Source organism: Streptomyces sp. NPDC042259 (genome assembly GCF_055582085.1).
The window spans coordinates 500,044-512,364 of sequence record NZ_JBVJDW010000001.1; the positions used below are offsets into that span (position 1 = coordinate 500,044).

At 73.1% G+C, this 12,321-nt stretch carries 11 protein-coding genes; 5 read left to right on the forward strand and 6 right to left on the reverse strand.

Features of this window, described 5'->3' with window-relative positions; genetic code table 11:
* Positions 1 to 2 precede the first annotated feature (2 nt).
* The 3 genes from ACZ6MA_RS02270 to ACZ6MA_RS02280 form a co-directional block, all read right to left on the reverse strand.
* Positions 3 to 746, reverse strand: coding sequence for a zinc ribbon domain-containing protein (locus ACZ6MA_RS02270; RefSeq protein ID WP_469431169.1), 744 nt, complete (start codon positions 744 to 746; stop codon positions 3 to 5).
* Positions 747 to 759: 13 nt separating this feature from the next.
* Positions 760 to 1,605: a Nif3-like dinuclear metal center hexameric protein gene (locus ACZ6MA_RS02275; protein WP_469430357.1), complete on the reverse strand. Its 846-nt coding sequence runs from the start codon at positions 1,603 to 1,605 to the stop codon at positions 760 to 762.
* Between the two features lie 191 nt (positions 1,606 to 1,796).
* A complete protein-coding gene (locus ACZ6MA_RS02280; protein ID WP_469430358.1) occupies positions 1,797 to 2,834 on the reverse strand; it encodes an ABC transporter substrate-binding protein in 1,038 nt (345 codons plus the stop codon).
* 264 nt (positions 2,835 to 3,098) lie between these two features.
* Here ACZ6MA_RS02280 and ACZ6MA_RS02285 point away from each other — a divergent pair, with 264 nt between their 5' ends.
* A complete protein-coding gene (locus ACZ6MA_RS02285; protein ID WP_469430359.1) occupies positions 3,099 to 4,475 on the forward strand; it encodes a hypothetical protein in 1,377 nt (458 codons plus the stop codon).
* 602 nt (positions 4,476 to 5,077) lie between these two features.
* Here ACZ6MA_RS02285 and ACZ6MA_RS02290 read toward each other — a convergent pair.
* The 3 genes from ACZ6MA_RS02290 to ACZ6MA_RS02300 are packed head-to-tail and all read right to left on the reverse strand — an operon-like array spanning position 5,078 to position 8,077.
* A complete protein-coding gene (locus tag ACZ6MA_RS02290) occupies positions 5,078 to 6,028 on the reverse strand; it encodes a 3-oxoacyl-ACP reductase (RefSeq protein WP_469430360.1) in 951 nt (316 codons plus the stop codon).
* Between the two features lie 48 nt (positions 6,029 to 6,076).
* Complete coding sequence (locus ACZ6MA_RS02295; RefSeq protein WP_469430362.1) at positions 6,077 to 7,162, reverse strand: Zn-dependent alcohol dehydrogenase; 1,086 nt, start codon at positions 7,160 to 7,162, stop codon at positions 6,077 to 6,079.
* Between the two features lie 48 nt (positions 7,163 to 7,210).
* Positions 7,211 to 8,077 (reverse strand): MaoC/PaaZ C-terminal domain-containing protein, encoded by an 867-nt coding sequence (locus ACZ6MA_RS02300; RefSeq protein WP_469430364.1) that lies wholly within the window; start codon positions 8,075 to 8,077, stop codon positions 7,211 to 7,213.
* A 307-nt stretch (positions 8,078 to 8,384) separates the two neighbouring features.
* On the opposite strand from ACZ6MA_RS02300, the gene ACZ6MA_RS02305 reads away from it, so the two are divergent.
* The 4 genes from ACZ6MA_RS02305 to ACZ6MA_RS02320 all read left to right on the forward strand — a co-directional run bounded on the left by ACZ6MA_RS02305 (position 8,385) and on the right by ACZ6MA_RS02320 (position 12,241).
* Positions 8,385 to 9,539 (forward strand): sensor histidine kinase, encoded by a 1,155-nt coding sequence (locus tag ACZ6MA_RS02305; protein WP_469430365.1) that lies wholly within the window; start codon positions 8,385 to 8,387, stop codon positions 9,537 to 9,539.
* Positions 9,536 to 10,150 (forward strand): response regulator, encoded by a 615-nt coding sequence (locus ACZ6MA_RS02310; protein ID WP_469430367.1) that lies wholly within the window; start codon positions 9,536 to 9,538, stop codon positions 10,148 to 10,150. Before ACZ6MA_RS02305 ends, ACZ6MA_RS02310 begins: the two co-directional genes overlap by 4 nt.
* A 246-nt stretch (positions 10,151 to 10,396) precedes the next feature.
* The gene (locus tag ACZ6MA_RS02315) at positions 10,397 to 11,086 is read left to right on the forward strand and encodes a class I SAM-dependent methyltransferase (protein ID WP_469430369.1); all 690 of its coding nucleotides are present in this window, start codon (positions 10,397 to 10,399) and stop codon (positions 11,084 to 11,086) included.
* A gap of 159 nt (positions 11,087 to 11,245) precedes the next feature.
* On the forward strand, positions 11,246 to 12,241 hold the full coding sequence (locus ACZ6MA_RS02320) for an N-acetylmuramoyl-L-alanine amidase (protein WP_469430370.1): 996 nt from the start codon (positions 11,246 to 11,248) through the stop codon (positions 12,239 to 12,241).
* Positions 12,242 to 12,321 lie beyond the last annotated feature (80 nt).

A 12,321-nucleotide genomic window follows, 5' to 3' on the forward strand; every position in this document is an offset into this window, starting at 1 on the left:
GCTTACAGGCCCGACTCGCGCGTACGGACGAGGATGCGGGTGCAGTTCTCGCACCGGACGACCTCGTCCGGAGCCGCGGCCCGCACCTCGTTGAGCCCGGTGATGTCGAGCTCGAGGCGGCAGCCCTCGCAGCGGCGCTGGTTGAGGCGGGCGGCACCGACGCCACCCTCCTTGTTGCGGATCTTGTCGTAGAGCTTGAGCAGGTCGGCCGGGACGGAGCCCGCGACGATCTCGCGCTCCTTGGTGACCGAGGCGGCCTCGGCGTCGATCTCGGCGTAGGCGGCGTCGCGGCGGGCGACCGCGTCGTTGACCTTGGCCTGGACGGACTCGACCCGGCCGGTCAGCTCGGTGACGCGCTCCTGCGCGGACTCGCGGCGCTCCATGACCTCGAGGACGACGTCCTCCAGGTCGCCCTGGCGCTTGGCGAGCGAGGCGATCTCGCGCTGGAGGTTCTCCAGGTCCTTCGGGGAGATGCCGACGCCGGAGTCCAGGCGCTGCTGGTCGCGGGCGGCGCGCTGGCGCACCTGGTCCACGTCCTGCTCGGCCTTGGTCTGCTCGCGGGTGGTGTCGCTCTCCTCGGTCTGCGCGGCGACGAGGAGGTCGCGGTGCTGCGTGAGATCGCCTTCGAGGGTCTGGATCTCGGCGTGCTCGGGCAGGCTCCTGCGCTTGTGGGCGAGCTGCGCGAGGCGGGTGTCCAGGGTCTGGAGGTCGAGAAGACGGATCTGGTCGGCGGGCGCGGCGTTCAGTGGAAGCTCCTGATTAGTGGTGGGAAGAGGAAGCGGACGACGCCGCGTGGGCGGTCCAGGGGTCGGTGACCGTACGGGAGATATGGGTGCGCAGCCCCCAGCCGTGGCGGTCGGAGATCTCGTCGAGCTGGGCGGCGGCCTGCTCGATCCAGGGCCATTCGGTGGCCCAGTGCGCGGCGTCCACCAACGCGAGCGGGCTGTGGTGCTGTGCCTCGGACGCGGGGTGGTGGCGCAGGTCCGCGGTGACGTAGGCGTCGACGCCCGCGGCCCGTACCTCGTCGAAGAGGGAGTCGCCGGAGCCGCCGCAGACGGCGACCGTGCGGATGACGCGCTCCGGGTCGCCCGCGACCCGGATGCCCTGCGCGGTGGCGGGCAGCCGGTCCGCGGCGCGGGCGGCGAACTCGGCGAGGGTCAGCGGGGGCTCCACCTCGCAGATCCGGCCGAGGCCGCGACGGCCCGCGGGGTCGCTCGGATCGGGTACGAGGGGGCCGGTGACGCGCAGGTCGAGGGCGCCGGCGAGGGCGTCGGAGACACCGGGGTCGGCGCGGTCGGCGTTGGTGTGCGCGACGTGCAGGGCGACGTCGTTCTTGATGAGGGTGTGCACGACGCGGCCCTTGAAGGTGGAGGCCGCGACCGTCGTCGTCCCGCGCAGATAGAGCGGGTGATGGGTGACGAGCAGGTCCGCGCCCAGCTCCACGGCCTCGTCGACGACCTCCTGCACGGGGTCGACGGCGAACAGGACCCGGCCGACGGGTGCGTCGGGGTCGCCGCAGACCGTACCGACGGCGTCCCACTGCTCGGCCCGCTCCGGGGGCCAGAGGGCGTCGAGGGCGGCGATGACTTCAGACAGTACGGGCACGGGGAAAGGCTACCTGTCCCGCACGGCTTCTCCTGGCGGGGAGCCCGCGTATTCACTACGGGGGCGATGTCCTCCGACGCCGGACGGGCTCTATTCAGCCCGTCCGGCGTTTGAGGACGCGCCCGCAGGGCGCTCGCCGCCGCAGGCGGCAAGACGGCCCGCGGCCAAAGAACCGCCGGCCAGGCGACCGGCTACTTCCTCACCAGGAATCCCCGGAGATCATCGAGAACGCTGTCCGCCGCCATGACGCCAAGTCCCAGGTACCAGGTCTCGTCCTGGACGTCCTTCGCGCGGCCGGCCTTGACCGCCTTGAGGTTCTTCCAGAGCGGGTTGTCCTGGGCGCTGTCGCGCTTGGTCTTGGCCGGGTCGCCATAGACGCCGGTGAAGATCCAGTCCGCGTCGGCCTGGTCGATGTTCTCAGGGCTGATCTCCTGCGCAAGCTTGTCGGCCTGCTGGTTCTTCGGTCGGGGCAGGCCCGCGTCCTTGAGGATCGTGCCGATGAACGACTGCTGCGCGTACAGGCGGGTGAACTGCGGCAAGTAGCGGAGCATCGTGATCGTCGGCTTCTTGTCGCCGATGTCCGCGCCGAGCTTCCCGGCCTTGGCCCGGTAGGCGTCGAGCTGCTTCTTGGCGTCGGCGGTCTTGTCCAGGGCGGCCGCGTTGAGGAGGTAGTTCTCCTTCCACGTGAAGCCGGGGCGGATGGAGAACACCGTCGGGGCGATCTTCGAGAGGTCCTTGTAGTTCTTCTCCGCGCGCAGCTTGCTGCCGAGGATCAGGTCGGGCTTGAGCGCGTTGATCGCTTCGAGGTTGAGGTTGCTGATGGTGCCGACGCTCTTGGGGTCGCCGACGTCCTTCTTCAGGTACGCGGGGATCTCCTGGCTGCCCTCGCTCGGCGCCCAGCCGACCGGCTTGATGCCGAGGGAGACGACGTTGTCGAGCTCGCCGACGTCGAGGACGACGACCCGCTTGGGCATCGCCTTGATCTCGGTCTTGCCGAGCGCGTGGGTGATCGTGCGGGGGAACCGGCCGGGCTCGGCGTCCGTGCCCATCCTGGCCGTCTCCTCGGCCGCCTTGCCGAAGTCCTTGCCGCCCTGCGCGACGGACCTGGAACCGTTGCCCCCGTCCTTGCCGGCCCCGCCGTCCTTCCCGTCGGAGGAACCACAGGCCGCGAGCGAGAGCGCGGCGGCTACGGAAAGGGCGACGGCGGCGGTGCCGCGGCGGAGGGACATGGGGTGCTCCTGGCTGGGGGATCAGGGTGACCGGCCGGCAGGCGCGAACGCGCCAGGCGGCTGGGTGGTCGAGGAGCCTGTTCGGCCACTCCCGCGGCCACTTAGGTTCGCCTTACTTTAAACAGACGCCCCACGCGGAGCACACCCACCCCCGACCCCTCAGGCATTTCGCCGCAACTCCACCCTTAAGCGTGAAGCGGCCTCACTCTCAAGGTTCGGGACGTAGTGCGATAACTACGTTCAGTGCCGGAGGTGACGTTTCTCATGACGGTCTGTGTCCCCCAGAGCGCTCCACCGAGCACCCCATCCGGCCCGTCGAAGGACCGCGGCCGCACAGCGTTCACGGTCACGGCGGACGGTTCGTACGCCGCGCGGCTGGCTCTCGGCCGTGGCCCGGGTGGCTGGTTTCCCGAGCGCTGGACGCTCGGCGGACCCGAGCCCTACGCGGTTCCGCTGCCCGGCGGCCAGCCCGAGGAACCCGACAGCGAGGTCCTGCCGCTCTCCGACGGGCGGGTGCTGATCCGGCGCCGGGTCGCCGAGCGGTTCGCGCTCTCCCTGCTCTACCCCACCGGCCCCGGCACGGGCGAGCTGTCGCTCGGCGCGATCGAGTGCCCCCGGCTCACCCTGCTGCCCCCCGCGCCCGACGGCTCGTCCGCCTTCGCCCTCGTGCACGGTGCGCGTTCGACCACCCTGTGGCGGGTGCACGGCGGCGCCTTCGGGCCCGAGCGGGTCACCGAACTGACCGGCCGCTGCTCGGGCGGCGCCTGGCTCGACCGCACGGGCCGGATGCTCGCCCTCGACCGCGAGCTGGACGGGTGCACCAAGGCCGTGGTGGTCGACCTGGGCCGGGGCGGCGAGACGAGCCCGCTGTTGCAGATCACGGAGGAGAGCAACGACCGGCTGCTGCTGGCCGACCCGGACAGCGGTCTGCTGCTCGTACGGTCCGACGCCCCCGGTCAGGACCGGCTCGGCTGGGGGGTGCTCGGCTCGGCGCGACCGGTGCGCTTCCCGGAGTGCCTGCGGATGCCCGACGCGGCGGTGACGCCGTTCGCCGCGCAGCCGGGGCAGGTGCTGATGCCCGAGGGGTGTGCGGTGGCGCTCCGGATCGACGGGGCGGCGGGCAGCTGGGTGGGGGTGTGGCGGCCGTCGGCACGGCGGGTGCAGCAGTTCCCGGCACCGGTGGGGTGGCTGGCGGGCGCGGGCCTGTGGAGCGCCGACGGCGAGCTGCGGCTGCCGTATGTGACGCCGTACGTGCCCTGCGGGCTGGCGCGGCTGCGGCTGCCGGGCCCGGACGGCAAGCGGGGCACCCGCGAGGAGGACGGCGAGAAGGAACCGGGCGGTCCACCGCAGGGCCCGGTCTGTGTCCCGCCGGAGGCCGCGGCGGCCGCCACCGAGCACCCGGACGACGCCGGGCACGCCGAGCCGGACGGGCGCGGCGAGCCTTCCGCACGGCCCCTGGACTGGCCGACCGCGCCGGTGACGGCGACAGACGCGGGGACCACCGCGCACCCGGCGGCGCCGCCGCTCTGGCAACCGGTGCGGCCCACGCTCACGGAAGGCTGCGGCGGGTTCCCGGAGCCGGACCCGGGCGCGGCCCCCCGGCCGGTGCCTCTTCAGCAGGCACCCCTCGGCCGGGCGTAGGCCGTATCCGGCGGGCCCTGCAGGCCCATGGCGTCCGCACCACCGCTGCGCGGCGGTTGTCCTCAATCGCCGGACGGGCTGGTTTTGGCTGAGGTCAACCAAAACCAGCCCCCGTCCGCGTACGCCCGTTTCCGCCCGGTTCCGGGCCCGTGCGGGGGCGAACAGAGCGACGAACCGGGTGGCTCCGTGATCAAGGTCCCCGTTAGAATCGGGCCGGGGCTGTGCGGCCGTACCGGCCGGGCACCGGCGGTGAACCGAACGGTCGCGCGTGTGCCGCGCGTTGACGTCCGTCGATGCCGTGCGCCACTGCCACGGCCCCCGCCGCGCAGTGCACGCATCCCCTTTCCCCACGGAGTGACTCTTCCCATGCCCGACGCCCGAACCGACACGACCGAGGCGCGCCCCCGCGAGGCGTCCGCCCAGGCCGCAGCCACCGGCTCCGGCAGGCACCGAGGTCCGGCCTCCCCGAACGACCACGGCGCCCCCGCCCTTGGCAAGCACCGTCGCGAAACCACGGGCGGTCACTGACCGTCCGGCGACGGCGCTCGCGGCCCGCGGGGCGGGTTGGGTGAGCCCATCCGGCCCCGATGGGCTGGAGGTCGTCACGTCGTCCGGGGGGACAGGCCCAGGACCTCCACGCTCGCGAAGGTCTCCCCGGGCGGGCGGGCTGCGTAGTACGGGGTGAGCAGACCGTCGAGTTCCTCGACGCTGAAGGACTCACCGGACGTGTCGAACCTGGCCGCCACCTTGGGGCGTTCGACGACGGCGACCATGCCGCCGTGCACCACGAAGACCTGTCCGCTGATGTGCGCGGCTGCCGGTGAGGCGAGATAGGCCACGAGTGGCGAGACGTGTTCGGGTGCCAGCGGGTCGAGCCCCTCGTCGGTCGTCGCGACGTTTTCGAAGACGTCCTCGGTCATCCTGGTCCGGGCCCGGGGGCAGATCACGTTCGACGTGACCCCGTATTTGCGCAGCGCCTCCGCCGTCGAGGTGGTCAGGCCGACGATGCCGCCCTTGGCCGCGGCGTAGTTCGGCTGCCCGGCCGAGCCGGCGAGGAACGCCTCGGAGGAGGTGTTGACGATCCGTCCGTACACCGGGCGGCCCGTCGCCTTCGCCCGGTCCCGCCAGTGCGCGGCGGCGAAGCGGACGGTGTTGAAGTGGCCCTTGAGATGCACCCGGACCACCGAGTCCCACTCCTCCTCGGTCATGGAGAAGACCATCCGGTCCCGCAGGATGCCCGCGTTGTTGACGAGGATGTCCAGCGAGCCGGCGGTGTCGACGGCGAGTTGGACGAGGGCGCGGGCCTGTTCGAAGTCGGCGACGTCACCGAGGTGGGCGGTGGCCCGGCCGCCCGCCGCCCGGATCTCCTCGACGACCGCTTCGGCGGGCACGGCGGACGCCTCGCCCGAGCCGTCGCGGCCCGGGCGCCCGTAGTCGTTGACGATGACGTGGGCGCCGAGCCGCGCCAATTCGAGGGCCTCGGCCCGGCCGAGTCCGCGCCCGGCGCCGGTGACGATCGCGGTCCGGCCCCGCAGGGTCGCTTGTGCCGGCATCAGCCTCTCCCTTTTTCCGTTCCCGTGTCCCCGCTGTGACGGCTCCGGTCAGATCTCGACGCAGGTGCGCAGCGCCTCACCGGTGCGCATCTGGACGAGGGCGTCGTTGATCCCGGCGAGCGGGACCCGGTGGGTGATGAGTCCGGCGAGGTCGATCCGGCCGGCCCGCCACAGGGCGATGGCCCGCTCGTACGAGCGCAGCACGTCGCCGCCGCCGTACAGAGAGGGCAGGATCCGCTTCTCGTCGAAGAACAGCTCGAACATGCTGACCTGGAAGTGGTCGTCCACCGCACCGGCCCCGACGACGCACAGCGTGCCGCCGCGCCGGGTCGTCTTGTAGGCGGTGCGGGCGGTGGCGGAGGTGCCGACGACCTCGAAGACGTAGTCGAAGCCCTCGCCGCCGGTGATCCGTTTCTTGGCGTCGGCCAGGGCGTCCGGGGCGACGGCCTCCGTCGCGCCGAACCGCAGGGCGGCGTCGCGGCGGGCGGCGACGGGGTCGACGGCGACGATCTGTGCGGCGCCCGCGGTCCGCGCGCCCTGGATCGTGTTGATGCCGACGCCGCCGCAGCCGAGGACGGCGACGGAGGAACCGGCGGTGACGCGGGCGGTGTTGAGGGCGGCGCCGAGGCCGGTGGTGACGCCGCAGCCGATGAGGGCGGCGATCTCGTAGGGCACGTCGTCGGGGATCGGCACGGCGCACCGGGCGTCGACGACGAGTTCCTCGGCGAAGGTGCCGGTGCCGGCGAAGCCGAAGACGTCGGACGGGGAGCCGTCGGCGCGCCGGAAGTTGGGGGTGCCGGCGGCCGAGAATCCGGCCAGGCACAGCTGGGTCTGGCCGCGTCGGCAGGACGGGCACGTGCCGCAGGAGGGCAGCCAGCAGACCAGGACGCGGTCGCCGGGCCGGAGGCCGGTGACGGTGTCGCCGGCCTCCAGGATCTCACCGGCGCCCTCGTGGCCGGGTACGAAGGGGGCGGGCTGCGGCAGCACGCCACTCATCGCGGACAGATCGGAGTGGCACAGTCCGGCGGCCCGGACGCGGAGTCTGACCTTTCCCGGGCCGAAGCCCACGGCCTCGATGTCGTCGAGGACGTCGAGCTTGTCCCGGCCGATCTCCTGCTGGACGGCTGCGCGCATGAGGCGGGTCCCTTCGCGGGTCGAGGAATCGCGGGTACGGGCCGGGGGTCAGGTGTGTTCGACCACGGTGTCGGTGAGGACCGGCGCGTCCGCCCGTTCGACGGCCGTCACCGTCAGCTGGATCCGGCCGGGCGCCGGGCTCTCGCGCCACATCCGCACGCGCAGGGTCTCGCCGGGGTAGACGACGCCGGCGAACCGGGTGGCGTAGGAGCGGACGCGGGTCACGTCGCCGTCGAGCACGGTGTCGACGACGGCCTTGAGGACGATGCCGTAGCTGCACAGGCCGTGCAGGATCGGCCGGTCGAAGCCGGCGCGGGCGGCGAAGCCGGGGTCGGCGTGCAGCGGGTTCCAGTCCCCGGACAGGCGGTAGAGCAGGGCCTGGTCGGGGCGGGTGAGGCGCAGGATCGTCAGGTCCGGTTCGCGGGCGGGTGCCTCGACGCGGTCGGAGGGGCCGCGCTCGCCGCCGAAGCCGCCCTCGCCACGGACGAAGATCCGGCAGTCACTGGTCCACAGCGGCCCCTCGGCGTCGGCGGCGTCGGCGCGCAGCACGATGACGGCGGCCTTGCCCTTGTCGTACACGGCGGCGACGCGGGAGGCGAGCGTGGCGGAGCCGCGCGCGGGCAGCGGCCGGTGCAGCTCGATGGACTGCCCGCCGTGCAGAACGCGGGTGAGGTCGACGTCGACTCCGGGGGCGGCGAGTCCGCCGGCCAGGGCCATGCCACCGCCCGCGACGGTCGCGAAGCTGGGGAGCACCCGGAGCCGGCTCTCCAGGGTGTAGCGCAGCTCCTTGGGGTCGGTGGGCCGGGCCGCGCCGGCCCCGAGGCCGAGGTGGTAGAGGAGGACGTCCTTGTGGTCCCAGGAGAGCTCGACGCTACGGGGGCGCGCCCCGACCGCCTGGCTTACGTCGATGGGCATCGGGGCGACGGCTCCTTCGCGATGTGGTCGAGAGCGGCGTGGTCGAGAGCGGCGTGGTCGAAGACCCCGACCCGGCCGTCCGCACCACAGGCCGCGCCGGGGTCGCTGCCGGGCCGGCCCGGCACGCGTTCGGCACTGGAACGCGTTCCAGCCGATCCGATGACATCCTTGTATAGCCCATCACCGTGGGCGCCGGAAGGCCGCGAGCCCCACAACTGACGGGTCGTCATATCCCATGACAAAAGTCACCGCGGGCCTTCAACATATTCATCTTCGCAGCTCACGACGGGTTCCATAGGGTCGGAGCATGAGTGGAGCGATGCAGCGGATCGAACGGATGAGGCCGCCGGACCGGCGGACCTTCCTGCCCTGGCTGCTCATCCTCACCGGGGACGTGGTCGACCTGTGCCGGGGGAAGCTGCCGCTGCCCTGGCTCGGCGCGCTGGGGCTGGCGGCCTTCGTCACGCTGTACGTCACCACCGTCACCCTCGGCCTCGACGAACGCCGGCGCGGCACGCCCGCCCCGCCGGTCTGCCTCGGCGCCCTGGCCGCCGTGACCTACGCCCTCACCATCGGCTACGGGGGCGACTGGCTGCTGTGCTTCCCCCTGCTGTCCCTGGCCGCCGGGATCGTGCTGCGCGGCAGCGGCCCCCGGCTCGGTGCGGCGCTGGGCACGTTCGGCACCACGGTCGGGGTGCTGATGGCCGTGCACAACGACACCGAGGACGTGCTGGCCATCGCCTGGGGCACCGCGTTGTCGGGCCTGGTCGCGGCCGCCCTGCTGAACCTCTTCGACACGGTGGAACGGCTCCGCGCCACCCGCGAGGAACTGGCCCACGCCGCCGTCGAGCGCGAACGGCTGCGCTTCTCCCGCGACCTGCACGATCTGCTCGGCCACACCATGTCCGTGATCGTGGTCAAGGCCGAGGCCGTCCGCCGGCTGGCCCCGCTCGACCTGGACGCGGCCGTCGGCCAGGCCGCCGACATCGAGGCGGTGGGCCGCCAGGCCCTCACCGAGATCCGTGAGGCCGTCACCGGCTACCGCGAGGGCAGCCTCACCACCGAACTGGAACGCGCCCGTTCCCTCCTCGACGCCTCCGGCATCGCCACCGACATCCGTCAGTCGGGCCCGCCCCTGCCGCCCCAGACCGCGGCGTTGCTCGGCTGGGTGGTGCGCGAGGGCGTCACCAACGTCGTCCGGCACAGCGCCGCGGCCCGCTGTGTGATCGAGGTGCGCGGCGAGCCGGACCGGGTTCATCTGGAGATCACCGACGACGGTCGCGGCGTAGGCTCGGAATCCGCTGAGGCGGGCGGTGCCAAGGGCGGTACGGGCCTCAAGGGGCTGACCGAGCGGCTGGCCGCCGCGGGCGGCTCGCTTGCCGCCGGGCCCGACGGCAAGCGGGGCTTCCGCCTGGTGGCGGAACTCCCGGTGGACGACGAAGAGGAGGACCGGGCCGTATGAGCCGCGTCATCAACGTACTGCTCGCCGAGGACCAGGGCATGATGCGGGGCGCGCTCGCACTGCTGCTCGGCCTGGAGGACGACATCGAGATCGTCGCGCAGGTCGGCGACGGCGACGAGATCCTGCCCCAGGCCCTGGCGTCCCGGCCCGACATCGCCCTCCTCGACATCGAACTGCCGGGCCGCAGCGGCCTCGACGCGGCGGCCGAGCTGCGGGAACGGCTGCCCGACTGCCGGGTGCTGATCCTCACCACCTTCGGCCGGCCCGGTTATCTGCGCCGGGCCATGGAGGCGGGGGCGTCGGGCTTCCTGGTCAAGGACGGCCCGGTGGAGGACCTCGCCGCGGCGATCCGCCGGGTACTGGCGGGAGAGCGCGTCATCGACCCGGCCCTCGCCGCGGCGGCCCTGAGCGCCGGCCCCAACCCGCTCACCCAGCGCGAACGCGACGTGCTGGCCGCGGCGGTGGACGGGGCGACGGTGGCGGACATCGCGGCACGGGTGCACTTGTCGCCCGCGACGGTGCGGAACTATCTGTCGGCGGCCATAGGGAAGACCGCGACGCGCAACCGCATGGAGGCGGTACGGGCGGCTCGGCAGAACGGTTGGCTGTAACCGGCGCCGACCGCCTGAGCCGGTGGCCCACCGGCGGGAGGGCCCGGGGTCGCAGGGGCAGGGGCCGGGGCGCTGACGTGTATTTGCGGGCCCAAGGGTGGGGGTAAGCAATGGCGTTCCGGGTGCCGGGCCCGTAAATATACGGCCCCGGCCCCTGCCCCGGAGGCCCCGGGCCCGGCACGGCACAGCACGCGCCACGGACATAACATGAGCGGCCCAGACCCGCGTTCGACCAGGAGGACCGCCATGCCCCCCAAGCCCGGGATACTCGCCGCTTTCGAGGCGGCGAAGGGCTTCATGCCGGTCGACGAAGGCCTCGCCCTCTACGCCGCGGCCGAGGAGGCGGCGGCGTACGGGCCGCTGCTCGAGGTCGGTACCTACTGCGGGCGCTCCACGCTGCTGCTGGCCGCCGCCGCGCGGGAGGCCGGGACGACGGCCGTGACCGTCGACCACCACCGGGGCAGCGAGGAGCAGCAGCCCGGCTGGGAGTACCACGACCCGTCCGTCGTGGACGACGACCCCGGCGTGGGCCGCATGGACACCCTGCCGACCTTCCGCCGCACGCTCTACAAGGCGGGCCTGGAACCGTACGTGATCGCGATCGTCGGCCGGTCGCCGCAGGTCGCGGCAATCTGGGGAACACCGGTCGGGCTCGTCTTCATCGACGGCGGGCACACCGACGAGCACGCGAACGCCGACTACGAGGGCTGGGCCCCGCACGTCGCCCCGGGCGGGCTGCTCGTCATCCACGACGTCTTCCCCGACCCGGCGGACGGCGGGCAGGCACCGTACCGGGTGTACCTCCGGGCTCTGGAGTCGGGGGAGTTCACCGAGGTCTCGGTGACGGGGTCGCTGCGCGTGCTGCGGCGGGTTGGGCGGGCCGCCTGCGGCGGCGAGCGCCCTACGGGCGCGTCCTCAATCGCCGGACGGGCTTGAAGTGGCTGGGCTCGGCCGACACCAGCCCCATCAAGCCCCTGGGGGTACCTCCCAGCGGTAGCTGGGGGAGATTGAGGACACCGCCGCGCAGCGCAGTGGTGGTGCCCCTACTTCCCCGGAGGGGACTCGCGGCGGCGGCCACGGCGCTAGCATCGCCGGGTGTCCAACGGCAGGAATTCCCATGTGCCCGGCCGCCTGGGCGGCATCCGCACCCCCCTTCTCGTGGCGCTGGCCGCGTTGCTGGCCCTCTCGCTGGCGGGCTGGCTGCTGTGGGACGCCGCCGCCGGCGGTCCGGCCGACGACGCCAAGTCCCCGGTGGCGGCCTCGTCCGCGACGCGTCCCGCACCGGCCGGCCGGTCCCGGCAGCCGTCGTCCGGGAGCCCCTCGGCGCTGGTGACTCCCCCGTCGAAGCCGGCGGCGGCGTCGCGTCCCGCCGACGAGGCGACGGCGGTGGCACCGGCCGGCCGGCCGCGCGCCGACGGCCCGCTCAAGGGCAAGGTCGTCGTCGTCGACCCCGGGCACAACACCCGTAACGTCGACCACACCGCCGAGATCAACCGTCCCGTCGACATGGGTACCGGGCGCAAGGAGTGCGACACCACCGGCACCTCCACGGACGACGGTTACAGCGAGGCCACGTTCACGCTCGACGTCGCGCACCGGATCCGGACGGTGCTCCAGGAGCGGGGCGCCACCGTCGTCTTCACCCACGACGGCGACCGGCCCTACGGTCCGTGCGTGGACGAGCGCGCCGCGATCGGCAACAAGGCGCACGCCGACGCCGTGGTGTCCGTGCACGCGGACGGTTCGGCGGTCGGCAATCGCGGCTTCCATGTGATCCTGCCCGCGACCGTGCGCGGCGGGCGGGCGGACACCGCGCCGATCGTCGGGCCGTCGAAGGAGCTGGGCGCGCGCATCGCCGGGAACTTCGTGCGGACGACCGGGAGTGCCCCCTCCAACTACATCGGGGGCGGCACCGGCCTGGACACCCGGTCCGATCTGGGCGGCCTCAATCTCTCCACCCGGCCGAAGGTGTTCATCGAGTGCGGCAACATGCGTGACCCGAAGGACGCCGCTCTGCTCACCGACACCGCGTGGCGCGAGAAGGCGGCGCGAGGGATCGCGGACGGCATCGCGGACTTCCTGCACGGGTAGATACCAGCAGGCCACGGCCGTGTCACGAGGGTGATACGAAGGAGACGCCCCGACCGTCCAGGCGATAGGTTCACCCGTAC

Coding starts and splice junctions, on each gene's coding strand:
- ACZ6MA_RS02315 (WP_469430369.1), top strand. CDS start 10,397: ATGCCCCCCAAGCCCGGGATACTCGCCGCTTTCGAGGCGGCGAAGGGC.
- ACZ6MA_RS02305 (WP_469430365.1), top strand. CDS start 8,385: ATGAGTGGAGCGATGCAGCGGATCGAACGGATGAGGCCGCCGGACCGG.
- ACZ6MA_RS02295 (WP_469430362.1), bottom strand. CDS start 7,162: ATGCGCGCAGCCGTCCAGCAGGAGATCGGCCGGGACAAGCTCGACGTC.
- ACZ6MA_RS02310 (WP_469430367.1), top strand. CDS start 9,536: ATGAGCCGCGTCATCAACGTACTGCTCGCCGAGGACCAGGGCATGATG.
- ACZ6MA_RS02300 (WP_469430364.1), bottom strand. CDS start 8,077: ATGCCCATCGACGTAAGCCAGGCGGTCGGGGCGCGCCCCCGTAGCGTC.
- ACZ6MA_RS02290 (WP_469430360.1), bottom strand. CDS start 6,028: ATGCCGGCACAAGCGACCCTGCGGGGCCGGACCGCGATCGTCACCGGC.
- ACZ6MA_RS02280 (WP_469430358.1), bottom strand. CDS start 2,834: ATGTCCCTCCGCCGCGGCACCGCCGCCGTCGCCCTTTCCGTAGCCGCC.
- ACZ6MA_RS02285 (WP_469430359.1), top strand. CDS start 3,099: ATGACGGTCTGTGTCCCCCAGAGCGCTCCACCGAGCACCCCATCCGGC.